Source organism: Pandoraea communis (assembly GCF_902459745.1).
Lineage (GTDB): Bacteria > Pseudomonadota > Gammaproteobacteria > Burkholderiales > Burkholderiaceae > Pandoraea > Pandoraea communis.
In genome coordinates, this window is sequence record NZ_CABPSJ010000003.1 from 150948 (window position 1) to 173007 (window position 22060).

At 63.2% G+C, this 22060-nt stretch carries 22 protein-coding genes; 14 read left to right on the forward strand and 8 right to left on the reverse strand.

Annotation, left to right across the window (positions count from 1 at the left end):
- Window positions 1-36: 36 nt before the first annotated feature.
- From PCO31110_RS11470 to PCO31110_RS11485, 5 genes are all read left to right on the forward strand, one after another.
- Window positions 37-534, forward strand: a complete 498-nt coding sequence (locus PCO31110_RS11470; protein WP_150690494.1) for a DUF2501 domain-containing protein — start codon at window positions 37-39, stop codon at window positions 532-534.
- A gap of 172 nt (window positions 535-706) precedes the next feature.
- Window positions 707-1351 carry an FMN-binding negative transcriptional regulator gene (locus PCO31110_RS11475; protein WP_150690495.1) on the forward strand — a complete coding sequence of 215 codons (645 nt, stop codon included), beginning with the start codon at window positions 707-709 and terminating at the stop codon, window positions 1349-1351.
- A gap of 126 nt (window positions 1352-1477) precedes the next feature.
- Entirely contained in the window at window positions 1478-1636 is a 159-nt protein-coding gene (locus tag PCO31110_RS25670; protein ID WP_174979530.1) for a hypothetical protein, read from the forward strand.
- 51 nt (window positions 1637-1687) lie between these two features.
- Complete coding sequence (locus PCO31110_RS11480) at window positions 1688-2620, forward strand: DNA/RNA non-specific endonuclease (protein WP_246189813.1); 933 nt, start codon at window positions 1688-1690, stop codon at window positions 2618-2620.
- Window positions 2621-2719: 99 nt separating this feature from the next.
- Window positions 2720-3001, forward strand: a complete 282-nt coding sequence (locus PCO31110_RS11485; protein WP_150690496.1) for a hypothetical protein — start codon at window positions 2720-2722, stop codon at window positions 2999-3001.
- A gap of 675 nt (window positions 3002-3676) precedes the next feature.
- Here PCO31110_RS11485 and PCO31110_RS11490 read toward each other — a convergent pair.
- On the reverse strand, window positions 3677-3997 hold the full coding sequence (locus PCO31110_RS11490; protein WP_144265786.1) for a hypothetical protein: 321 nt from the start codon (window positions 3995-3997) through the stop codon (window positions 3677-3679).
- A gap of 234 nt (window positions 3998-4231) precedes the next feature.
- Here PCO31110_RS11490 and PCO31110_RS25675 point away from each other — a divergent pair, with 234 nt between their 5' ends.
- From PCO31110_RS25675 to PCO31110_RS11500, 3 genes are all read left to right on the forward strand, one after another.
- Window positions 4232-4399, forward strand: coding sequence for a hypothetical protein (locus PCO31110_RS25675; protein ID WP_158453307.1), 168 nt, complete (start codon window positions 4232-4234; stop codon window positions 4397-4399).
- A 35-nt stretch (window positions 4400-4434) separates the two neighbouring features.
- The gene (locus PCO31110_RS11495) at window positions 4435-4752 is read left to right on the forward strand and encodes a hypothetical protein (protein WP_150690497.1); all 318 of its coding nucleotides are present in this window, start codon (window positions 4435-4437) and stop codon (window positions 4750-4752) included.
- A 248-nt stretch (window positions 4753-5000) separates the two neighbouring features.
- The gene (locus PCO31110_RS11500) at window positions 5001-6461 is read left to right on the forward strand and encodes a M20 family metallopeptidase (protein ID WP_010806851.1); all 1461 of its coding nucleotides are present in this window, start codon (window positions 5001-5003) and stop codon (window positions 6459-6461) included.
- A 102-nt stretch (window positions 6462-6563) separates the two neighbouring features.
- On the opposite strand, the gene PCO31110_RS11505 is transcribed toward PCO31110_RS11500, so the two are convergent.
- The 6 genes from PCO31110_RS11505 to PCO31110_RS11530 all read right to left on the reverse strand — a co-directional run bounded on the left by PCO31110_RS11505 (window position 6564) and on the right by PCO31110_RS11530 (window position 12820).
- Window positions 6564-7826 carry a hydantoinase/carbamoylase family amidase gene (locus tag PCO31110_RS11505; RefSeq protein WP_150690498.1) on the reverse strand — a complete coding sequence of 421 codons (1263 nt, stop codon included), beginning with the start codon at window positions 7824-7826 and terminating at the stop codon, window positions 6564-6566.
- A gap of 60 nt (window positions 7827-7886) precedes the next feature.
- On the reverse strand, window positions 7887-8837 hold the full coding sequence (locus PCO31110_RS11510) for a dihydroorotate dehydrogenase (RefSeq protein ID WP_150690499.1): 951 nt from the start codon (window positions 8835-8837) through the stop codon (window positions 7887-7889).
- Entirely contained in the window at window positions 8830-9762 is a 933-nt protein-coding gene (locus PCO31110_RS11515; RefSeq protein ID WP_150690500.1) for a dihydroorotate dehydrogenase electron transfer subunit, read from the reverse strand. Before PCO31110_RS11515 ends, PCO31110_RS11510 begins: the two co-directional genes overlap by 8 nt.
- A gap of 78 nt (window positions 9763-9840) precedes the next feature.
- A complete protein-coding gene (locus PCO31110_RS11520; protein WP_150690501.1) occupies window positions 9841-11103 on the reverse strand; it encodes an MFS transporter in 1263 nt (420 codons plus the stop codon).
- Window positions 11104-11270: 167 nt separating this feature from the next.
- Complete coding sequence (locus PCO31110_RS11525) at window positions 11271-11597, reverse strand: hypothetical protein (protein WP_246189814.1); 327 nt, start codon at window positions 11595-11597, stop codon at window positions 11271-11273.
- A gap of 170 nt (window positions 11598-11767) precedes the next feature.
- Window positions 11768-12820, reverse strand: a complete 1053-nt coding sequence (locus tag PCO31110_RS11530) for a porin (protein ID WP_010806857.1) — start codon at window positions 12818-12820, stop codon at window positions 11768-11770.
- Between the two features lie 415 nt (window positions 12821-13235).
- On the opposite strand from PCO31110_RS11530, the gene PCO31110_RS11535 reads away from it, so the two are divergent.
- The 6 genes from PCO31110_RS11535 (at window position 13236) to PCO31110_RS11560 (ending at window position 20681) form a co-directional block, all read left to right on the forward strand.
- The gene (locus PCO31110_RS11535; protein WP_246189815.1) at window positions 13236-14078 is read left to right on the forward strand and encodes a helix-turn-helix domain-containing protein; all 843 of its coding nucleotides are present in this window, start codon (window positions 13236-13238) and stop codon (window positions 14076-14078) included.
- Between the two features lie 130 nt (window positions 14079-14208).
- Window positions 14209-15759 (forward strand): hypothetical protein, encoded by a 1551-nt coding sequence (locus tag PCO31110_RS11540; RefSeq protein WP_010806859.1) that lies wholly within the window; start codon window positions 14209-14211, stop codon window positions 15757-15759.
- A gap of 387 nt (window positions 15760-16146) precedes the next feature.
- Window positions 16147-16869, forward strand: coding sequence for a gluconate 2-dehydrogenase subunit 3 family protein (locus PCO31110_RS11545; protein ID WP_010806860.1), 723 nt, complete (start codon window positions 16147-16149; stop codon window positions 16867-16869).
- Between the two features lie 3 nt (window positions 16870-16872).
- A complete protein-coding gene (locus PCO31110_RS11550) occupies window positions 16873-18648 on the forward strand; it encodes a GMC family oxidoreductase (protein WP_010806861.1) in 1776 nt (591 codons plus the stop codon).
- A gap of 29 nt (window positions 18649-18677) precedes the next feature.
- The gene (locus PCO31110_RS11555; protein WP_168162900.1) at window positions 18678-20060 is read left to right on the forward strand and encodes a c-type cytochrome; all 1383 of its coding nucleotides are present in this window, start codon (window positions 18678-18680) and stop codon (window positions 20058-20060) included.
- Between the two features lie 153 nt (window positions 20061-20213).
- Window positions 20214-20681, forward strand: a complete 468-nt coding sequence (locus tag PCO31110_RS11560; RefSeq protein WP_150690503.1) for a hypothetical protein — start codon at window positions 20214-20216, stop codon at window positions 20679-20681.
- A 28-nt stretch (window positions 20682-20709) separates the two neighbouring features.
- Here the strand turns inward: PCO31110_RS11560 and PCO31110_RS11565 are convergent, their stop codons facing one another.
- Window positions 20710-21999 carry an MFS transporter gene (locus PCO31110_RS11565; RefSeq protein ID WP_150690504.1) on the reverse strand — a complete coding sequence of 430 codons (1290 nt, stop codon included), beginning with the start codon at window positions 21997-21999 and terminating at the stop codon, window positions 20710-20712.
- Window positions 22000-22060: the final 61 nt, after the last annotated feature.

Below are 22060 nucleotides of genomic sequence, written 5' to 3' on the forward strand. Positions count from 1 at the left end.
GTCATTCGCATTACGGAGGATCGTATGTCACGACACATGGCAAGTTCGGTTGGTGCAGGTTGGAGGCTGTCCAGAGTTGGGGTGGTGGGCGCAAGCGTTGCACTGGCACTGGTTTTGGGCACACCGATGCAGGCGCAGGCGCAACTCGACCTGCTCAAGAACGCCGTGGGCGGAAGCTCGGGCGGTGGCGACACTGGCGGTCTGGCAGGCAGTCTCGGCGGGCTTGGCTCGATCGGTTCGCTGACGTCCGGCAGCGTGGGTAATGCGACGGGCGTGTTGCAGTTCTGCATCAAGAACAACTATCTCAGTGGCGCGAATCTGAACTCGGCGACCAACGTCAAAGACAAACTTCTCGGCAAGATCGGCGCCCAGTCGGGGGCGCCGGCTGCCAGCCCCGGCTATCTCGACGGGGCCAAAGGGTTGCTGTCCTCTCCGGATGGCAAGACGGTCGACCTGAACGGCGGTGGACTCAAGGAACAATTGACGCGCCAGGTCTGCGACAAGATTCTCGATCAGGCGAAGTCCTTCCTCTGACCCTGTCTTCCAGAGCGCATCGGCGGGCTGCATTGCCTGCCAGTGCTCAGGACGGGGGACGCTGACGGGCATCCGGATGGCACCAAAAAAATTCCGCACATTGGGTCTTTGCCGAGGGCCATGCGGGGAGATACGCTGGTCAATCCCCGCCGCTTTTTGTTTGGAGCCATCGATGTATCTGCCCGCCCCATTTGCCGAGTCTCGTCTGGATGTTCTGCACGATCTCATTCGCATGCATCCGCTCGGTTTGCTCGTGAGCGCCGGTGCACAGGGACTGGTCGCCGACCCGATTCCTTTCCTGGTGTATCCCGGCGAGGGCGAATTCGGCACGTTGCGGGCGCATCTGGCGCGGGCCAATCCACATGGTCGGGCGCTGCAAGGTGTCGACGATTGCCTGATCGCGTTCACGGGGCCGCAGGGGTATATCACGCCGTCCTGGTATGCCGCCAAGGCAGAGCACGGCAAGGTGGCGCCGACGTGGAACTACGCCGCCGTGCATGCATGGGGCAAGCCGCGCGTGATCGACGACGCGGCATGGTTGCTACGTTTCGTGGGCGATCTCACACAATCGCAGGAGCAGGCGCGTACCGCGCCGTGGGCGGTCGAAGACGCGCCCGCCGACTTCGTCGACGGCCTGCTGCGGGCCGTCGTTGGCGTGGAAATTCCGATTCGCCGCATCGAAGGCAAATTCAAGATGTCGCAGAATCGCCCGATGCCCGACCGTGTCGGTGTGGTGGAAGGACTGCGTGCCGAAGGACCGATGAACGAGCCGCTGGCCGCGCTCATCGCTCAGCGGGGCGATGTGCCCGGCGCCTGAGGCCCAAATCTTCCGAGGGCGGCTATCGCTGGGGGCCGTAACGAATCGAAACAATTCAGCAGGGCGGGGGCGGGTTATACCGTGGTGTCCCCGCATACAATGCGGCTACCCAACTCGGATGCTGCAATGAAGACGCTGCTCCTCATGCTCGCGCTGGTGATTTGCCTGCTCTTTCTCGAGCAGGCATGGTTGCCGGCCGCGCAAGCGGACGAGTGCGATAACCTCGGCCCCGCCCAGACCCTGCAATGCGCCGCCTATGGCGCGGCGAACGTCGTCCCCGAATAGGCGATCATCCGCTACAATCGCACCCCCTGAAGTCTTACCCTAAGTCGTGCGATGAAGCAGTTTCGATGGACGGTCACCGCAGTGCGCGCAAGCCGCTTGCGCGCGATGACCGGGCAGTTGGCAGTGTCCTTTGCCTCTCTGATATTCCTTTCTTCCGTAGTTGCCTTCACGGCATTGCCGGGCGATGCGTTCGCAGCCGCCACGGCGTGTGGCGACCATTACTGGGCCGGAACGGCACCCGACATTACCAATGCCTCGATGACGCGCGATGCGCGCGAGGTGTGCTTCGGTGCGTTCGGCGTCATGCACTCGGGGGTGACGCGTACGCCGCTGTGGTCGGCCGAGCGTCTCACACGCGCCGGCTTGAGCGACGCGCGCCAGATCTCGCGCGTCAACAATTTCCACGCCGAGTCGCGGCTTCCTCCGGATGAGCGGGCTGAGCTGCGCGATTATGTGCGCTCGGGGTACGACCGGGGGCACATGGCGCCATCGGCCGATATGCCGGACGCGCAAGCGCAATCCGAGAGCTTTTCGCTGGCGAACATGGTGCCGCAGAATAGCGAGAACAACCGCTATCTGTGGGCGGGCATCGAGTCGAGCGTGCGCAAACTTGCGCAGGATCGCGGGGAGTTGTTCGTTCTCACCGGCCCGCTTTTCAAGGGCAAGACGATTACGCAGGTCGGCGATCGGGTGATGGTGCCTACGCAGCTCTACAAGGTGGTCTACGACCCCAAGCGCAAGCAGGCGGGCGCCTATCTTGTCGCGAACGAAGCCACGGGCGACTATTCGGTTGTGAGCGTGGCAGAACTCGAGACGCTGGCCGGTATCGACTTTTTCCCTGGCATGCCGGCGGACGTGAAACGCACGGCGATGCGTCTGCCCGCACCCAAGGCAGCGGGCGGCAAGCGCAAACGTGATCCCGAGGTGCCGTCGTATCGCGAGGTGCAGACGGTGCTCGACTTCTTGCGTACGATCATCCGCTAAGCACGGCGCAACGCCTTTGGCGTTGCCTGGTCGATGAGGGGCATGGCCTCGTCGACCGATCTCAACCGACCGATTTCCTCTCGATTCAGGAGCCTCCCGATGTCCGCCTCGTCTTCTGCCAGCGCGAAGTTTGCCCCGTTTGCCAACGACGCCGATGCGCTCACGCTCGGTGAACTGAACGTCGAGAACCATACGGATCACGTCGCCATCTTTGGCAACCTGGAGATTCGTCGCGATGCCGAGGGGCTGCGTCAGGCGCAGGCGCTCAAAGCGGTGCTCGACGCTGTGGTCGCGGCGCTTTCCAGCGCAGACCTTCCGGCGACCACGGAAACGTCGGGTGGCACGACTGCGCGACAGGTGAAAAATCCGTTCGAGTCGTGATATTGGCGGGCCAGGGAGGCACCATGCCCCCCCCCGGATTTACCCCAGCTTTGTGGTTTATTCGAAGAATCGATGGTGCACTGCACTACGGCGTAGGCGTCCCGCTCCTCCCATGCCCTCTCCGTCCCGGTAGCCCGGCCTACCGCAGACATCACTCCTGCCGCACGACGGCATACGCCGCACCCGGAAAATTTCCCAATTCCACGGTCCATGCGGGTTGCGCGACAACTTGTCGCACCTGCGACATTCTGTCGCATTGACATGCCTCGCCATAAATCTCGAATCACGTCACGGTGACGGTATTCCCGGTCGTCTTATTCGGTCTCGAAATCTATCCGAAGCAGGTGTTTGGCTTGCGGCGACGCAGCACGGACGAGGGGTTTACGGCTGCCGGACAAAGCGCATACTAGCCCTGCGTCTCGTCGATTCCGATAGCGTGAATCGATGACCGGCAAGGCTACGAACACTAAACAACGCGAGGTAACTTATGCACATCCGTTGGAAAAAAGTGTATTCGAGTGGTTGGGGAACGATTCATCACGATGCACCCCGTTCCCATCGCAGCGCCACTGAGCGCGAGCAACTCTTTCAACGCCTGTTGGCAATCGCGATCGCCTGTAGCGTCGGCGGTTTCGTGCTTTTGTCCGTAGGTGCGGCCTTCCTGGGACGCTAAAGTCACAGATCTTCCTTTTCGTGCGCGGCACCGCCTTCGGCGGACTGCCGCGCCGCGTTGCTCTGGACGACGCATTTCTCGATTTTCACGCGAAAAGTCCGCTCCCGTCCTTCCTGATGGTGCCGGGGGCTATGGCGCTTTCCTCCCGCCATTTCAATCACCTGCTTTGAACGAACGTCCGCTCTGTTTTGAAATGTCTTGTTACAAAGATGTTGTATTTCAAAAAAAGGCTGGCACGGCCAAATTCCGGCAATTCTCTGCAATTTCCCGTTAAAGATATGGCGAGAGATACGATAAAGCGCGCAATGCGCGTTGATATCCATCGTCGATAACGTGGTCTCCCGTGGTGCTATGGCTGCATTCTGCAAGTTCACGCTATTGCGTTTATGAAAGAATAGTGCGATCTTGAAATGGAGGTGCTGTGTCGGAATTTTGGGTAGTCCGCCTGTCGGAATTTGCCCGGATTTATCCGAATTGTCTTGCGCCTCAAAACTTTCGATAAAGAAGAAAAGAACAACAATAGTGCGGGCTGGTTTGATTGATTTGTGAGGTGCGCCATGGAAATTCGCTGGGAAAAGTTGTACTCGGGCGGATTGGGTCGTTTTTACGACACTTCGGAATCGAGCCGCCGTCGGGCACGGCGTGCACAGTTGGCATGGTTTGGCGTGGTCATCTCCGTTGGCGTCGCCATCGGGGCCATCGCCATCGCATGGCGCTGGATCTGATGCTCGTCACTGCGCGGCGCTTGGGGATCACAGGAATGCTGGTACTGCTTGCCGTCGCGGTGAGTGCGCCGGTTCGCGCTCAGGCACCGCCGATGCCAACGGAGCCGCTCGACATGGCGGGAAAGCCATGCGGGGCGCTGCGTGCCCTGCCGGCTGACGTTACGCACTATCGCTACGAAGTGGCGAACCGGTGCGAACGTCCCATCGTGTTCTTCTGGCGTTGCAATGGCACTGACACAGAGCATTCTCTGGACGTCGCCGGCAAAGTGACGCAGTCCGCCACATGCATGAAGGAGACGGCTGCGGCCGGAGAGATCGTATTCCGCTTCGATCCGCCGGGCACGGGCAACTGAACGCCGGTTCGCTATCCTTGCTTCGCCCCCTTGCAAGGCGCATGGCCCGCGCCGCCGTTTCCCCGGCTGACGCGGCCGGGTAGATGCCCTGCATCCGGCTGGCCGGTCGCCATCGCTGGCGGGAATGGCTATCATGACGTCATATGGCCCGCTGGCGTCTCCGGCGGTGCCCGTGACGGATCTGCGCGAGCGCTGCGACCCGATCTGTCGCGATCACGTCAACCGGTACACCCCCCAAGGACTCCCCCATGACCGACACCGTCACCCCGACCCAGCCGTCGCTCGACACGGCGGCATTGCGTGAATTCGTCGAACGCAAATGGAATGACGAAATTCTGCATGCACTGACCGACTACATCGCGGTACCCGCCAAAAGCCCCGGTTTCGATGCCGATTGGGCACGCAACGGCTACATCGATCGCGTAGTGCGCGACGCCGCCCAATGGGCGGAACGTCAACCGGTCAAGGGACTGCGGCTCGAAGTGATTCGTCTGGAAGGCCGCACACCGGTAATCTTTTTCGAAGCGCCGGCCACGCGCTCGGGCAGCACCGAGACGATCGTGCTCTACGGTCACCTCGACAAGCAGCCCGAGTTCGATGGATGGCGCAAGGACCTCGGCCCGTGGACGCCCAAGTTCGAAGACGGCAAGCTCTATGGCCGTGGCGGCGCGGACGATGGCTACGCGATCTACTCGAGCGTGACGGCGCTCGCCGCTCTCGATGCGCAAGGGGTGGAGCGCCCGCGTTGCGTGGGTCTCATCGAGACGTGCGAAGAGTCGGGCAGCTACGATCTGCTGCCGTATGTCGACGCACTGCGTGAGCGTCTGGGCCGTGTCGGTCTGGTCGTCTGCCTCGATTCGGGGGCGGGCAACTATGACCAGTTGTGGCTGACGACATCGCTGCGCGGCCTGATCTCGGGCAGCCTCGAAGTCCAGGTGCTCGACGAAGGTATTCACTCGGGCGGCTATGGCGGGATTGCGCCGTCGAGCTTTCGCATCATGCGTCAGTTGTTCGAGCGTCTTGAGGACGCCGGCACCGGCAACGTGCTGCCGCAGGGCTTCCATGCGCCGATTCCGCTACAGCGTCTGAAAGAGGCGGAAGCCACCGCACATATTCTTGGTGACGACGTCTGGAAGAAGGTGCCGTGGGCCTGCGGTCAGGACGGCCTGTCGGTGTTGCCGACCACGACCGATCCGAAGGAAGCGCTGCTCAATTCGACGTGGCGTCCGTCGCTGTCGGTGACGGGGGCTGCCGGTCTGCCCGCGCTGGCCGATGCGGGTAACGTGCTGCGCCCGCGCACGGCGTTCAAACTGTCGCTGCGTCTGCCGCCGCTCGTTGACGCTGCCAAGGCCGTGGCCGAACTCAAGTCGTTGCTCGAACTCGATCCGCCGTACAACGCGAAGGTGACCTTCAAGTCCGACGCCGGCGCGGCCTCGGGCTGGAACGCTCCCGACGTAGCCCCCTGGCTCACGTCGGCGCTGAATACGGCATCGCAACGGCACTACGGCGAGGATGTCGCATACATCGGGCAGGGCGGCACGATCCCGCTGATGAACACGCTGCAAGCCGGTTTTCCGACGGCGCAGTTCATGGTGTGCGGCGTACTCGGTCCGAAGTCGAACGCTCACGGCCCGAACGAGTTTCTGCACGTGCCCTACGCGAAGAAGCTGACCGCTGCGGTGGCCGAGGTGATCGCATTGGCGCCTTGAGCGAGGTCAGGCGATGGGCGCGAAAGGCGCCGTCGCGACGAAAGACCCATCGGGCCGCCTGAGTGCGGCCCGATTTGTTTTGGCTGTGTGGGCAGGACGGGGTCAGAGCCGATGCGTGGCGGCGTCCAGCACCTGCACGCCGCGCATGAAGTCATCGAGATCCATGCTTTCCAGCGGATTGTGTGAGCCATTGGCGTTACGTACGAATACCATGCCGCTCGGAATGCCTGCGTTGGCGAAGATGGCGGCGTCGTGTCCGGCGCCACTCGGCACCCGTTCCTGAGGAAGATCGAACGTGCGGCAGACGTCGACCAGCAACGACGACACGTGCGCATCCATGATTGCCGGGGGCGACGAGAGTCGCCGGTCGAACACGAACTGCACGCCGCGATCGCGTTCGATGGCGCGGCACTCCGTGCGCATCAACTCGTAGAAGACATCGAGCGTATCGGTGCTCTGGCTGCGCACTTCCAGACTGAAATCCACCTTGCCCGGAATGCGCGAGATGGCATGCTCGGCGGGATCGGTGCCGACGATACCGGTGGTTACCACCAGATCGATGCCACGCTCGAGCAGGGCGCGCCAATGCTCGTCGAGACGCGTGATGAGATCGGCCACCGCGAACATGGCGTCGTGACGCAACCAGCGCGGCACGGCCCCCGAGTGACCCGCCTCGCCCACACACGACACGCGATTGTGGCGAACATTGCCGCGAATGCCGGGCACGATGGCCACGGGCAGGTTGCGCGCGACCATCACCGGACCCTGTTCGATGTGCAGCTCCAGCCACGCTTTGGCTCGCGAGGCGTCGAACAGCATAGCCCCGTCGCGAATCGCGTCGACGTCGGCGCCGGCCTGCGCCATGCAGGCCGCGAGCGAGCGGCCATGCGTGCGATGGGGCATGGCCAGATCGGCGTCGTTCAGTTTGCCGAACAGCGCACTCGATCCCATGTATGCACGGCCGAACCACGCGCTTTCTTCGCCACGCAGTGCGAGCACGCGTACCGGTGTGGCGGGATGACGCTGGCTGCGCCGCTGTTCGACCAGGCACAGCAGACCGGCCACGATGCCGGCGAGACCGTCGTAGTTGCCGCCTTGCGGTACGGAGTCCAGATGCGAGCCGATCCATGTAGCGGGGGCGTTGCTGGCGTCACCGATATCGTCGGGCAGCGTGAAGATCAGGTTGGCGGCGCGGTCGCGCGTGACGGCCAGTCCCTGATGTCCGGCCCATTCCGTCAGATACGAGGCTGCGGCATTCTCGCCTTCGCCGTAGCTGTCGCGGGTAATGCCGACGCCATCGTCGCCAAGACGGCGCAGGTCGGTGAAGAGTTGCTCGGCCAGCGGGGCCAGCGCGTTCAGTTCCATGAGTGTGCTTCTTTTCGCGTGAGGCTTTGCGAGGGTTGCGTGTAACGTGTGACGGCGTGCTCAGCCGGATTGCTGTGCAAAGCGCAGCCAACGGTCGGTCAGTTGGGCGTCGAGGGCGACGGCGCCGGTGAGCGTCGCGACGTGATCGATGGCCTGTGCGTCGCAGTACGCCGCGAGTCCGTCGATGATGTGTCCCATCACGGCCGGATCGCGGAACGACGCCGTGCCGACCTGCACGGCCGACGCGCCCGCGAGCATGAATTCCACGGCGTCGTCTGCCGTTTCGATACCGCCGCAGCCGATGATCGGAATGCGCACCGCACGATGGCATTGATGCACGAGCCGAATGGCGAGTGGCTTGATCGCCGGTCCGGACAGACCGCCCATCACGTTGCCGAGCTTGGGCTTGCGCGTGCGCACGTCGATCGCCATGCCGAGCACGGTGTTGCCCATGACGATGGCGTCGGCACCGGCGTCTTCCGCTGCTTTGGCAATCAGCGCGATCTGACCGGCGTTGGGTGTGAGCTTGACCCACAGCGGGTGCGAGGTGCGCCGGCGAATGGCGCTCACGGCCTTGTATGTGGTCTCGGGCAGCATGGCGAAGGCCATGCCGTCCGCTTCGAGGTTCGGGCAGGAGATGTTCGCTTCGATGGCCGCGACTTCCGGCAGCGAGAGCGTCTCGCAGGCTTGCCCGAAAGACTCCGCCGTATCGGCAGACACCGACACCACCACGGGCGTATCGAAACGTGTATAGGCGGGCAGAACATCGCGCCGGTAGGTGTCGAGGCCCTTGCTCGGAATGCCGATGGAGTTGAGCATGCCGCTGGCGGTCTCGGCCACGCGCGGCGTCGGATTGCCCGCACGCGTGGCAGGCGAGACGCTCTTGACGACAAGCGCGCCGAGCCGGGTCAGGTCCAGCGCTTCGGCATATTCGACCGCGAAGCAACCGGAGGCCGGCATGACCGGATTGCGCAAGGTGAGCGATCCGATGCGTACGGAAAGATCAGCCAAAGTCCACCTCCCCGACGACATCTCGAATCGGAAACACAGGGCCTTCGCGGCACACGCGCAGGAATTGCTTGTCGCCATCGCGATCGAACAGGCGCACGCAGGACAGGCAAACGCCCATGCCGCACGCCATGCGTTGCTCCATCGCCACCTCGGCGGTGATGTGCGGGTGTGCGTGCAGCACACGCTGGAGCAGCATCAACAGACGATGCGAGCCGCAGGTGTAGACGGCGTCGTGCGGTGTGGCGTCGAGCAGGGCGCGTATGCGCGGCGCCAATGCCTCGACGGCCGACGAGCCGTCGGTGTCGAACACGCAATGCACGTCGGCCAGTGCGCGGGCCTGCGGCGAGCGCAGGAATTCGTCGCGCATCAGATCGGCCTCGCTGCGGGCCGACATGACGACCGTCAACTTCAGCCCGGCCGCCGCCGCGCGCTGCACGAGCGGCGCCATTGTCGCGAGCCCCACGCCGCGCGCCACCAGCATCACGCGCTGCCACTGCTCAGGCTGCGTGTTGAGCGTGAAGGTGTTGCCCAGCGGGCCGACGATATCGAGCGTTGCCCCTTCCGGCAGGGTGGCCAGCGCACGTGTGCCAACGCCCGTCACGTTGTAGAGAAATTCAATGGTGTCCGGCTCGGGGCCGGTGCCGTACACGCTCATGGGGCGCAGCAGGAAGGGCGCGTCGCTGTCGGTGACCGGGCACTTCAATTGGTAGAACTGGCCGGGCTGCGTCGTGAGGGCGACGGGCGCATCTGCCTGCAGACGCAGATAGCGGTAACGCGCATTGACGGCGCGATGCGCGAGCACGCGGCAACGATGCGTCGCAACCGTAGGGGTGGGGCATGTCGCCTCTTGCGCGGCATGTGTGTCCGGGGGCACCGGCGCCCATGGGCGGGTGACGTCGGCACACGTCAGAGTGGCAACTGACATGGGGGCTCCGAATAAATGGGGGCGGGCGTTGTGAGGCGACGCGACGACGTCGTAACGTCGCACGCGTCGTGTCTCCCGTTACTCGAGTTCAACGCCTTTGAGTTCGGGGATCAGGAAACGCGTCGCGAACATGTCGAGCACGTAAAGACTCGCGAGCAGCGCGATGGCGATCTGGAACGAGTAGCGGGCAGCGAGTGCACCGACGACGACAGGCCCCAACCCGCCGATGGCGCGTCCGATGTTCCACAGCACGTTCTGCGCGGTGGCGCGTGCAGCGGTGGGGTAGGCCTCGGACATGAGCGTGCCGTAGCCGCCGACCATGCCGTTGACGAACATGCCCATCAAGGCACCGGCGAAGAGCATCACCATCGGGTCGGTCAACTGGGCGTAGACGAGCACCATGACCACGGCCCCCGCCTGATACAGCAGGAACGTGGGGCGGCGTCCGATACGGTCGGCCAGTTGCCCGAACGCCCAGACGCCGATCATCATGCCGATCACGGTGACTGCAGTCCAAATGCCAGACTTCGTGAGCGAGAAGCCGAGCTTCTGCGAGAGGAACGTCGGCAGCCAGATCATGATGCCGTAGTAGCCGAAGTTCTGGACCGAGCAAAGAATCACGATGCCCAGGCTCACCCGGGTGGTGCGGGCGTCCTTCACGAGCAGACGGAAGGCGTTGCTGCCCTGACCTGACTTCGCAGGCTTGCCGGTGCGTCGCACGAAGACTTCGGGCTCGTGCAGCTTGTTACGCAGCACCCACGCGACGAGTGCCGGCAGCACCCCCACGAGGAACATGCCGCGCCAGCCGATATGCATCAGCAACAGCGGTGTGAGCAGTGCCGCGGCGAGTACGCCCGTCTGCCAGCCCAGCGCGACGTAAGACGAGACGCGTGCGCGTTTGGCCGCAGGCCACGCTTCGGCGGCCAGCGCCATGCCGATGCCGAATTCGCCGCCGAGTCCGATGCCCGCAATCGTGCGATACACGAGCAAGTCCCAGAAGCCCTGCGCAAATGCGCACAGCCCGGTGAAGACGGCGAACAGCAGGATCGTCCACGTGAGCATACGCACACGGCCGTAGCGATCCGAGAGCGCACCGAACAGAATGCCGCCCGCGACGGCGCCGATCAGTGTCCACGTCACGAGTGCACCGGCCTGGCCCGGCGAGAGTTGCAGCCCAACCGTAATGGCCGGGAGCATGAAGCCGAGGATCAGCAGATCGAAACCGTCCATCGCATAGCCGATGGCAGAGCCCGCAAGCGCTTTCCATGCGTAAGGGGTAACGATGTCGTCGGACGTGGCGCCTGGGCGTTGGGCACTCGGTGTGTTCAGGTTGGCTTCCATGATCGGTTCCTGTGGGACGGTGAATCGACGCAGCGGGGTTAAACACCGCACCGCGCGGTTTTCGTCAAATTGTCTAAATTTTTAGACGATCAAGTGAAAAAAATACCGCCGGGGAGATGCGAGCCAAGCGTCGTCCATCGTCACGCATCGTCATCATGCGTTATGCGTTATGCGTAGACCTCGGTCGTCAACTGTGCGGCGAAGCCGTTCAGCGTGGCGAGGAAGGTGGCATCGGAGGTGGCCGCTGCATCGCGCAACATCGTGGCATGGGCTTTGGTGCGGGCGAGAAATGCCTGAAACGTCTCGCCGTTGGCGGCAATGCCCGACTGGCGTTCCGCGAACGTTTGTGCGGCCTGCGCGAGCAACAGCAACGCAGCGGATTCCCGCGTGGCCGTGCGCGACGCATTGAGACAACGTGCAGCAAAATCCTCGATGTCGGACAGACCGACCGTGTCGCGTTGTAACCAGACGCATGCAAGCTGCAGATCCATCATGCTCTCCATCTGTCTAAATATTTAGACTAAACGAACCCGGCAGGGCAGGCAAGACGAAAATAATCGGGTCAAACCCTGATATCGAGACGCCATGCGACGGCAGCCATTGCTGATGAGCATTGCGTGCCGTCGCGTGCCTCGGGAAGGCTGGCGGTATCGCCAGCCCTCACTCAGAACTTCATGCGCAGGCCGGCGCCGTAGGTCTGTCCGGTCGACATGTCGCTCATGTGGTCGTACTTGTATGCGGCGTAGATGTCCGTGCGCTTGGACAGCGGGTAGTCGTAGCCGAGGGCCCATGTGGTGCGGCGCTGGTTGTCGCCCGAACCGTTCGAACCGGTATAGGCCACCGATGCGAGCACGCTGCCGCGGCCGAGCGGGACCGATGCGCCCAACTGACCCGTATTCGCGTGGAAGTTGCCGCTTGCGGCCTGACTTGCTACGAGCATGTACTGGGCGAAGACCTTCACCACGGCGAAGTCATACGAGAGGCCGAGTTGTGCCGTGTTCTGGTTGGTCAGCCCGGCGACGCCCGGCAACTGCGTGCCGAAGTCCCCCGGTGTCGCGCTGAAATTCACGTACTGATAGTTCGCGGCCGCGGCGAACGGGCCATTGGCGTAGGTGACGGACGCCGCCCATTTCTTCGCGCTATGGTCGGTCGCGCTGTTGCCGGTGGCGTAAAGCAACGTGCCCGCCAGCCCGGCGTAAGTCGGCGACGTGTACGCCACGGCGTTATTCCACGCCGAGTCGCCCACCACGCCCTGTGTCCCCAGACCCTTGTAGGTGTGGAAGATCATCGGCGAGAAGGTGTACGAGTTATTGAACGGGTTGAACTGGATCGTCGCCAGATAAAGCGGCGTCGTGATGCGGCCGAGGCGCAAGGTGCCGAGTCCGTTGGACAGGCCGACATACGCGTTGCGCGAGAAGAAGCTGTCGCCGGCGAAGCGGCCGTAGGTTCCGTTGTTCGGCTGGAAGTAGCTCTCGAGCACGAACAGCGCGCTGTTGCCGCCACCCAGGTCTTCGGTGCCGGCCAGGCCCCAATACGACGTGGTCATACCGCCGCCTTGCTGCACGACGGCAGCGTTGCCGCCCGGGTTCTTCACCGAGCCGACATAAGCGTCTGCCAGGCCGTAGAAGCTCACGCTCGATTGGGCGTGGGCCGTGGTTGCGAGCGTTGCGGCGCTCAGTGCGGCGGCACCAGCCACCTTGTGCCAGGTCTTCATCATTTCCTCTTTGTTGTATAAATTTCTGGACGGCGCGCAGGCTATCACTGCCGGCGCGTGCGGTCACCCCCCAAACCACGGCAAACCTGCTCCCGGTGCAGGGCATTCCCACGCAATGGGGTATCCGTGTTCGGGATCGTGCAGATGTCTAAAAAAATAGACAACAGGAAAAATATTCGCCGGGCGAATGTGGGGTGTTTGCGACAGTGCACCCAACGGGGCGGGGTGAGTAGGGACTGTCATGGCGCGGCATCGGGACGTGCGGGCGACCGGTATAATCCCCGCACTGCAATGCGGGTGCGGCGCGATTGGCCGGGCCGGGCATTGGCATCCGACAGGGGGCGATTTGAATCGAGCTGCGACGACATCCCGGGCGCCGAGGGGCGCGCGTTTCAATTTCCGAGCCATTGGCGAGCGCTTGCGCGCCTACCGGCTGGCGGCGGAATTACGTAGCGAGGATGTGGCGGAGCGCCTCGATATCTCACGCGCGGCCATCTATAAGCTTGAGCGCGGCGAGATCGTCAAGATCGATACGCTTGAGCGGCTCGCGGCACTGCTGGGGGTGTCGCTCGCCAATTTGCTGGGCGTGGAAGTCGAATATCACGACTCGGCGGTGAGCTATTTCGAGCGGATGCGCCAGTTGGAGAGCCGCTCCGAGCGTATCGTCGCGCACTTCGACCCGATTTCGTTTCTGCTGACCTCGGAAGACTATGACGTGTGGCTGCGTCACATGCTCGACGAGAGCATTCCCCCCACGCTCGCCGACCGCCATTGGGCGAACACGATCGATCGCGTGCTGGGCATCTTGCAGGATCGCAAGTCGAGTTTCTCGCGTCAGCGGCTGGCGGTGACCAGCCTCATCGGGTTGCGCCAGATCGAGCAGTTCCTGCATCACGGACTCGTCGGGCGGCTGGGACTGCCGCCGGGCGTGCAGCTCGAGCGGAAGATGGCGGCACGTCGCGAGGTCGCGCGCATTGTCGAGTTCCTCGAGGCCGACACGACGGGCGTGCAGATCGGCATCGTGAGTGACAACATGCCGAACGAGACGTTCCAGATCTTCGAAGCGCAGGGCGAAGCCTATGTCGCTGTCTCGCCGTTCCGTCTGGGCGAGCTACCCAACTTACGTACTGGTATTGCCACGATCACGACCTCGCCTGACGGGGTGGGCATGTATCGCGCCATGATCGATCGCCTGTGGGCCGATTCGGCCAAGGGGAGGGAAGGCGCGGCCCTTTTGGGGCAACTGCTCGCACGTTTCTGATGGCGGTGGGAAACGGATGCGCTGGTGCCACAAAGCGAAGCCATTCGACATTATCGATATCCCCGCACGGCGAATCCATTTAGTCTCCACGCGCCTGAAGACCATCCGGTCTGTTTATCTGGAGACGATCATGGGAACAATTTCCGCAGCATCGAGCCATTCGCCGGTGCAAATCCTTTCCGCTAACTGGTCGAAGCCGCCTGAAGACGGGAACAGCTTCGGCTCTGACTTTCAGCGACTGGGGTCGGTCGCCACCTCCGCGCTTGCGCCAACCGGCAAGTCCTGGCAGACGTATCCCGCACGGCAGAGAAGTGATCTGGAGAAGTGTGGCATTCCGCTTGGCACTTGGTGCGGTGAGCGCGATCGGGATGTGCTTCATGCCAAGCGCCTGCAAGCCCACCCGCTGATGCCCAGGTTCGTCGGTGAAGCACTTGAGCGCTGGCGCTCCACCTATCTCGACGGTATTGGCAAGGACGTGAGCTTCGAGCGCGATCGCGCGTCGTCCATGCAATCGGTGCGCTACGGCATTCCGCCTGTCGCCAAGCCGTTTGTTCGCGCATTCGACGTGGCACGGGTACGTGCCCAACTCGAGGAGATTACGCCACTGAACAACGAGATCCGTCAGTTGAATATGACGGTGCAATCGTTGCCGGAGGGAGAAACGAAGCGGATCGCGCGGGGAAATCTCGTTGACCTCGCTTCGCTCCGGGATGCCATGCTGGACCTGACCCTGGGGGCGCACGAACGCAAGCGCGACGAACTCAAGGCGGAAATCAGAGTACTGATCGCGCTCAACGACATGGCGCGCGAAGCCGAGAGAGAAATGACCAACGGCGGTGCCGACGTGCCATTGCGACTTTCCGTGCGCGATGGCAACTGGGTGCTCAAACCTGCGGCTTCGACGTCCTGGTTCGCCAAGAACAAGACGCGTGCCGCCAACGACGCGGCACGGTTGGCGTTGCTGCTTGGCTATCCGGCAGATCAGCCGGTCTCGCTCAAGATGATTCGGGACCGAGGGTTCGGGGTGCACGAGTATTCGTCGGTGCTCAATCACGCCAAGGAAGGGGGGCGCGGGGCAGGGCGTTCGTGGCTTGCGGCCAGAGCGTTGGATATCGATGCGTGGAAGACCGAGGGCAGCACCGTGATGGACGATGCCATGCGCCCCCAGGAGAGCCGCAGACTTAGCGTCACGTCGTTGCCGGAGTCCGACGACAGTCGGTCCGATCCCGGCCTGTCCGGCGACGGACTATTCGACGAGCATCACTATGCGGTGCTGCCTCTGCGCACCGGCGAGCGCCAGGAACCTGGCGACACGCCCACGCCAGTGCGTGGCGAGCATCACAACGAGGGACTTCATCGGCACGCCGGTGCGCGAAGCGCGCTTGGCAATACACCCGTGCCCGTGCACGACGACACACTGCTTGACGAGGGTTTCGACGGCGTGCCGCATTTCGCCGGCCCGGACGGTAGCGAATACGCACTCGTGAGGCGCGCTGAAACGTCGCCGGGGAGCGTGAGACGGTCGCTGACGTCTGGCGCGGCGCGCTTTGCGCAGATGCTCAACGTGGCGCGTTCGCTTGACCCGCAGGCTTCGGAGGAACTGACGCCCCCATTGCTGCGGCGCTTGCCGGCGTCATCGCCACCGCACCTGCCGTTGTCGTTGCCGCCTATCCTTGAGTAATTCACCACAATCACTGCATTAAGCACCAAGGCCGCTGCCGGAATACGGAGCGGCCTTTTTCGTGCTTGAAGGCGTCTCCGCCTGCGATCGCAGGCTTCTCATCCCGCGGGAGAAAGCGACTCCGAAATTTCGCTCGCCGAAACGCTTCGTGCGCGCGTAACTAATAAATATTTTAATTATTTGCAAGTCTTTCCAATCAATATGTTGCGAGATTTTTGCAACGACCCCTTGCTTTGCTATGTAGGGAACTTGTAAGTAGAATTGCCGCGTTAAATTGCGCTACGCGAGGTGAATGGCCTGTCAGGTTTTCTTCGCGCATGGCGAGCCACTATCGCTTGACTGTCATGCGTGATTCGTCCCGTCCCCCACACAAAAACGGAGAACTCCATGTCACAGGACAAGGAACCGCGCCGGCGCTTTCTGCGCCAGGTGCTGGCGATCGTGCCTGCTACGACGCTTGCCACCGGTGCGACGCTTACGCAGTCCGCCTGTAGCAGCGACAAGTCTGCTACCCCCGCTGCTTCGACCACGCCTTACGAGCCCAAGTACTTCACTGCCGACGAATGGCGTTTCGTGAATGCTGCCGTCGACCGTCTGATTCCTGCCGACGATCTCGGCCCGGGCGCGCTGCAAGCCGATGTGCCGCAGTTCATCGACCGTCAGATGGAAACGCCCTTCGGGCACGGCAAGCTCTGGTACATGCAAGGGCCGTTTCATACCGATCAGCCGCCCGAGATGGGTTACCAGTTGAGCCTCGTGCCGCGCGATATCTATCGTCACGGCATCGCGGCTTGCGATGCGTACTGCAAGAAGCAGTACAACAAGGTCTTCGCCGACCTCGATCACGCCACGCAGGAAACTGTGCTGGGCGATCTGGAGAAAGCGAAGATCGCGTTCGATAGCGTGCCCGCGCGCACGTTCTTCTCTTATTTGCTGGCCAACACGAAGGAAGGTTTCCTCTCGGACCCCATCCACGGCGGCAACAAGGACATGGTCGGCTGGAAGCTGGTGGGCTTTCCCGGCGCTCGTGCCGACTTCATGGACTGGGTGGACCAGCCCAACGTCAAATACCCGTACGGGCCCGTATCGATTTCCGGAAAGCGGGGCTAATTCATGGCAATCAAGAAAGATAAGGTCGACGCCGTCATCGTGGGCTTCGGCTGGACCGGGGCGATCCTCGGCCAGGAACTCACCGATGCAGGGCTCAACGTCGTGGCGCTCGAGCGCGGCGCCATGCGCGACACGCCGACCGACGCCCAGTACCCGAAGGTCATCGACGAACTCGAATACTCGGTGCGCGGCAAGCTTTTTCAGGAACTGGCGCGCGAGACCGTCACGATTCGTCACACGCCGGACGACCTCGCAGTGCCTTATCGCCAGAACGGCTCGTTCTTGCTGGGCAATGGCGTGGGCGGTGCGGGGTTCCACTGGAACGGCATGCACTATCGCATTCTTCCGGAAGAACTGAAGCTGCGCAGCCATTATGAAGAACGCTACGGCAAGAAGTTCATCCCCGAGGGCATGACGATTCAGGACTTCGGCGTGAGCTACGAAGAACTGGAGCCGCACTTCGATTTCGCTGAGAAAGTGTTCGGCACGTCGGGCAAGGCGGGCAACCTGAACGGCAAGATCGTGCCGGGCGGCAATCCGCGTGAGGGCGCGCGCTCGAGCGAGTTTCCCACGCCGGCGTTGCCGAATACTTACGGCGCGACACTTTTCGAAAAGGCCGCCCGCGAAGTGGGCTTCAATCCGTATCCGGCACCTGCCGCGAACACGTCCGAGCCGTATACGAATCCGTACGGAGTGCGTCTCGGACCGTGCAACTTCTGCGGCTTCTGCGAGAACTACGGCTGCTACATGTATTCGAAAGCGTCGCCGCAGACGACCATCCTGCCGGTGCTGCTCAAGAAGACCAATTTCGAGTTGCGCACGAATGCGTATGTCGTGAAGGTCAATCTCGACAGCGACGGCAAGAAGGCGACGGGGGTGACGTATATCGACGCGCAAGGCCGCGAAGTCGAGCAACCTGCCGATCTCGTCATCATGGCCGCGTACCAGATGCACAACGTGCGCTTGCTGCTGCTCTCGGGCATTGGCAAACCGTACGATCCGAAGACGGGCGAGGGTGTCGTCGGCAAGAACTACGCGTACCAGATGAACGGCGCGGTGAACGTGCTGTTGCCCAAGGGCACGCAGTTGAACCCGTTCGTCGGTACGGGCGCAGGCGGCGTGTCGATGGACGACTTGAACGGTGACCAGTTCGACCACGGACCGCTGGGCTTCATCGGTGGCGCGAGTATTCGTCACGTGCGCTATGGCGGACGTCCGATCAAGATGACCCCGACCGTGCCGGGCACGCCGTCGTGGGGCAGCAAGTGGAAGGCGGGCATTACCGACGCGTATCAACGTTACATGACCATCGGCATTTCCGGCTCGGTCATGTCGTATCGCGACGCCTGCCTCGATCTCGATCCGACGTACAAGGACGCCTATGGCGTGCCGCTGCTGCGCATGACGTTCGACTGGCATGACAACGAATACGCCATGCTGGGCTACATGGGCGACCGGATGGAAGAGGTCGGCCGCGCGATGAATCCGGAGAAGGTGTTCCGTGCGATTCGCAAGAAGGGCACCCATTACGACACGCGGATCTACCAGAGCACGCATACGACCGGGGGCGCCATCATGGGCACGAATCCGTCGAACAGCGTGGTCAACAAGTACCTGCAGAGCTGGGACGTGTCCAATGTGTTCGTGATGGGCGCATCGGCCTTCCCGCAGAACATGGGTTACAACCCTACGGGCGTGGTGGCGGCGCTGGCGTACTGGTCTGCGAAGGCGATTCGCGAACAGTACCTCAAGAACGCCGGCCCGCTGGTGCAGGCTTGAGGAGCGCAAACATGATCCGCAAAACGATGATGAAACGCTCCGTTGGTGCGCTCACGGCCGGTGCCTTGGCACTCGTGGCCGTTGCCGTGTGGGCGCAGACTGCGACGGCACCCTCCGGGGCAGCCGTCTCGCCGGTGCCCACGCCCGCAGTGCCTGCCACGACGGTGCAAGGCGGCGCTCAGACACCCGCCGCTAACGATCCGCAAGCGCAGCTCGTGAAGCGGGGCGAGTACCTCGCCCGCGCCGCCGATTGCGCTGCGTGTCACACGGCGCCCAAGGGCAAGCCGTTTGCCGGCGGTCTGCCGATTGCCTCGCCTATCGGCACGATCTACTCGACGAATATCACGCCGGACAAGGACACCGGCATCGGCAGTTACAGCCTCGAAGACTTCGACAAGGCGGTGCGTCACGGCGTCGCCAAGAATGGCTCGACGCTGTACCCGGCCATGCCGTACACGTCGTACGCGAAGGTGCGTCCGGCCGATGTGAAGGCGTTGTATGCCTACTTCATAAACGGCGTGCAGCCGGTTGCGCAAGCGAACAAGTCGACCGATATTCCGTGGCCGATGTCGATGCGCTGGCCGCTGTCGATCTGGCGCAAGATGTTCGCGCCGGCGGTCGTGGCCGACGTCGCGTCGACCGATAACGATCCGATCTCGCGCGGTCGCTATCTGGTCGAAGGGCTGGGCCATTGCAGCGCATGCCATACGCCGCGCGGCGTCGCCTTGCAGGAGAAGGCGCTGACGGACGACAGCACGGCGTTCCTCTCGGGCGGCGTGGTCGACAACTTCCTCGCGAAGAACTTGCGTGGCGATGTCACCGACGGTCTGGGCAACTGGAGCGAAGGCGATATCACGGCGTTCCTGAAGGGCGGACGTAATGATCATTCCGCGGCCTTCGGCGGTATGTCGGACGTGGTGCAACACAGCACTCAGTACATGAACGACGACGATCTCACCGCCGTTGCCAAGTACCTGAAGACACTGAAGCCGGTCGATCCGAACGCCAAGGCGCTCGCCTACGACGACACTGTGGCCAAGGCGTTGCGTACGGGCTCCGACAAGAGCAATGGCGCGCTCACGTTCCTCGACAACTGTGCGGCATGCCACCGCAGCACGGGCAAAGGCTACACGCAAACGTTCCCGACGCTCGCGCTCAGTTCGACGGTGAATACGGCAGATCCGACTTCGCTCATCCATATCGTGTTGCGCGGTGCGGAAATGCCGTGGACGAAGACGGCGCCGACGCATTACGCGATGCCGGGCTTCGACGATCGTCTGACCGATCAGGATGTGGCCGACGTGTTGACGTTCGTGCGCTCCAGTTGGGGCAACAAGGCGCCGGCGGTGACGAGTGCACAGGTGGCCAAGGTGCGCAAGGACGTTGGCGCGGCACCGCAGCCGCTGCGCTAACCGCCGTGGCGTTTCGCGCGCGACCGGGCATACCGGCGCGAGCGCTTCGCCCGGGGTGAAATGAAGCCCCGCCGGGCAGTTCTGCCGGCGGGGCTTTTCAATGTCCGCGATCTGCCGGCGCGAACGGTATCGATGCAAAGGGGGGGGGACGCATTGCCATTCATTCTTCTGGCGCTCGTCGTGCTGGCGGGCATCGTGTACGGCGCGGCGCGGTTATACGCTGCCGTTTCGCTCAGGTTCGGCACGCTGGCGGCCGTGGCGACGATTGCCGGGTGCGTGCTGATCGCCGTGTGGCTCGCGAGGGATGCGGTGCGGCGCTATCGCGCCGTGCATGGCGTGCGGCGAGACGGCAAGCGGCTAGTCGGTGTCGTAGGCGAGTGGGGCGAACTCACGCTCGACGCCGATCGCAAGATGGGCACGATTCGCGTGAACGGTCACGAGACGCGATTTGTGTTTTCGGATGTCTCGTCGGCGCATCCGGTCAGCGAGGGCGGGCGTTGGTGGCTCGTGCTTGAACTCGCCCACAACGCGCAGGCGAATTGGCGTGTGCCGATGCCCGGCCGCTCGCTGGCGCAACGCTGGACGAAGATATTCCGTCTGGCGAGCGCGCATCGTCTATAAGTCGGCAGGCCCTCAGACTCTCACACACTCACGCACTGGCCGTTAGCGGCTGCCGGACCGGCGGCGCTGCGCGTTCGTCGTTGATCGGGAAGTGCAGGGCGGCTGCCACGGCACCCAGGATCGCCGTCGCGGCCCAGATCAGATTGTAGGAGCCGGTAACGTCGAGCACGTAGCCACCCAGCCACGCACCGAGGAACGAGCCGACCTGATGGCTCATGAAGCACAGGCCGAAGAGCGTTCCCAAATGCTGTGTGCCGAAGACTTTCGCCACCAGACCGCTGGTGAGCGGTACGGTGCCGAGCCACGTCAACCCCATGATAGCGGCGAAGATCACCACGCTCGTGTCGGATTTCGGCAGCAGGAAGAAGAGTGCGATGGCCGCCCCGCGAATCAGGTACAGCCAGCCAAGGACGTGATGCTGACGATACCGTCCGCCAAGCCAGCCGCATGCCCAGCTTCCCGCCATATTGAACAGACCGATCAGCGCGAGCGCAGTGGCGCCCAGGCCGGCGGGCATGTGGCACATCACCAGATAGCCGGGCAGGTGGGTGGCGATGAAGGCCAATTGAAAGCCGCAGGTGAAGAAGCCGAGCGTCAGCAACTGATAGCCGCGATGGCTGCGCGCCCGACGGAGCACTTCGCGTAGCGAGACGTGTTCGCCGTCGTTGCCCGACGCGGGGGAGGCGGCCTTGCCGGCGGTTCCCTGTGCGGCCGCATTGCCGCGCCGCTGCAGCGTCATGAAGAGGCCGAGCGGGGCGGCACAGCACAGGATCAGTGCGAGGGCGAAGAGCGACGTCGACACGCCGTAGGTCTGACGCAGGCCTTGCGCGATAGGCACCAGCGCGACCTGTCCGAGCGAGCCTCCGGCGCTCACGAGCCCCATCGCCATCGTGCGTTTCTCCGGCGTGACGGCGCGGCTGACGGCGGGCAGCACCACACCGAACGTCGTACAACTGATGCCGAGTCCGACGAGCACGCCGAGTCCGATGACAAGCCACATTCCGGACGGCGCCAGTGCCGCCATCGCCAGCCCTCCGGCGAACGCAAACGCGCCGAAAGCAACGACGGGGGCCGGGCCGTGACGGTCGGCCATCGCGCCGGCAAACGGCTGTGCGAATCCCCATACGAGGTTGTGCAGTGCGATGGCGAAGGCCACGAGGGTGACGGGCACGCCGCGATCGTACGAGAACGGATTGATGAACAGACCGAACGTCTGCCGGGTGCCCATTGCGGCACTCAGGACGAGTGCCCCGGCAACGATGATCAGGGTGACGCGGTTTTGCAGCGAGGGCGCCGCCGAAGTCGAGGGTTTTTGCATGATGGTGAGTCCTCCTCGCGGAAGTCTGGCAACGACATGCCCTTCTGGCAAACGAGTTGTG

What these genes read in the sequence shown, in the direction of transcription:
- PCO31110_RS11470 (WP_150690494.1), top strand. Translation starts at nt 37, where the DNA reads ATGGCAAGTTCGGTTGGTGCAGGTTGGAGGCTGTCCAGAGTTGGGGTG.
- PCO31110_RS11475 (WP_150690495.1), top strand. Translation starts at nt 707, where the DNA reads ATGTATCTGCCCGCCCCATTTGCCGAGTCTCGTCTGGATGTTCTGCAC.
- PCO31110_RS25670 (WP_174979530.1), top strand. Translation starts at nt 1,478, where the DNA reads ATGAAGACGCTGCTCCTCATGCTCGCGCTGGTGATTTGCCTGCTCTTT.
- PCO31110_RS11480 (WP_246189813.1), top strand. Translation starts at nt 1,688, where the DNA reads ATGAAGCAGTTTCGATGGACGGTCACCGCAGTGCGCGCAAGCCGCTTG.
- PCO31110_RS11485 (WP_150690496.1), top strand. Translation starts at nt 2,720, where the DNA reads ATGTCCGCCTCGTCTTCTGCCAGCGCGAAGTTTGCCCCGTTTGCCAAC.
- PCO31110_RS11490 (WP_144265786.1), bottom strand. Translation starts at nt 3,997, where the DNA reads ATGGATATCAACGCGCATTGCGCGCTTTATCGTATCTCTCGCCATATC.
- PCO31110_RS25675 (WP_158453307.1), top strand. Translation starts at nt 4,232, where the DNA reads ATGGAAATTCGCTGGGAAAAGTTGTACTCGGGCGGATTGGGTCGTTTT.
- PCO31110_RS11495 (WP_150690497.1), top strand. Translation starts at nt 4,435, where the DNA reads ATGCTGGTACTGCTTGCCGTCGCGGTGAGTGCGCCGGTTCGCGCTCAG.
- PCO31110_RS11500 (WP_010806851.1), top strand. Translation starts at nt 5,001, where the DNA reads ATGACCGACACCGTCACCCCGACCCAGCCGTCGCTCGACACGGCGGCA.
- PCO31110_RS11505 (WP_150690498.1), bottom strand. Translation starts at nt 7,826, where the DNA reads ATGGAACTGAACGCGCTGGCCCCGCTGGCCGAGCAACTCTTCACCGAC.
- PCO31110_RS11515 (WP_150690500.1), bottom strand. Translation starts at nt 9,762, where the DNA reads ATGTCAGTTGCCACTCTGACGTGTGCCGACGTCACCCGCCCATGGGCG.
- PCO31110_RS11520 (WP_150690501.1), bottom strand. Translation starts at nt 11,103, where the DNA reads ATGGAAGCCAACCTGAACACACCGAGTGCCCAACGCCCAGGCGCCACG.
- PCO31110_RS11525 (WP_246189814.1), bottom strand. Translation starts at nt 11,597, where the DNA reads ATGATGGATCTGCAGCTTGCATGCGTCTGGTTACAACGCGACACGGTC.
- PCO31110_RS11530 (WP_010806857.1), bottom strand. Translation starts at nt 12,820, where the DNA reads ATGATGAAGACCTGGCACAAGGTGGCTGGTGCCGCCGCACTGAGCGCC.
- PCO31110_RS11540 (WP_010806859.1), top strand. Translation starts at nt 14,209, where the DNA reads ATGGGAACAATTTCCGCAGCATCGAGCCATTCGCCGGTGCAAATCCTT.
- PCO31110_RS11545 (WP_010806860.1), top strand. Translation starts at nt 16,147, where the DNA reads ATGTCACAGGACAAGGAACCGCGCCGGCGCTTTCTGCGCCAGGTGCTG.
- PCO31110_RS11550 (WP_010806861.1), top strand. Translation starts at nt 16,873, where the DNA reads ATGGCAATCAAGAAAGATAAGGTCGACGCCGTCATCGTGGGCTTCGGC.
- PCO31110_RS11555 (WP_168162900.1), top strand. Translation starts at nt 18,678, where the DNA reads ATGAAACGCTCCGTTGGTGCGCTCACGGCCGGTGCCTTGGCACTCGTG.
- PCO31110_RS11565 (WP_150690504.1), bottom strand. Translation starts at nt 21,999, where the DNA reads ATGCAAAAACCCTCGACTTCGGCGGCGCCCTCGCTGCAAAACCGCGTC.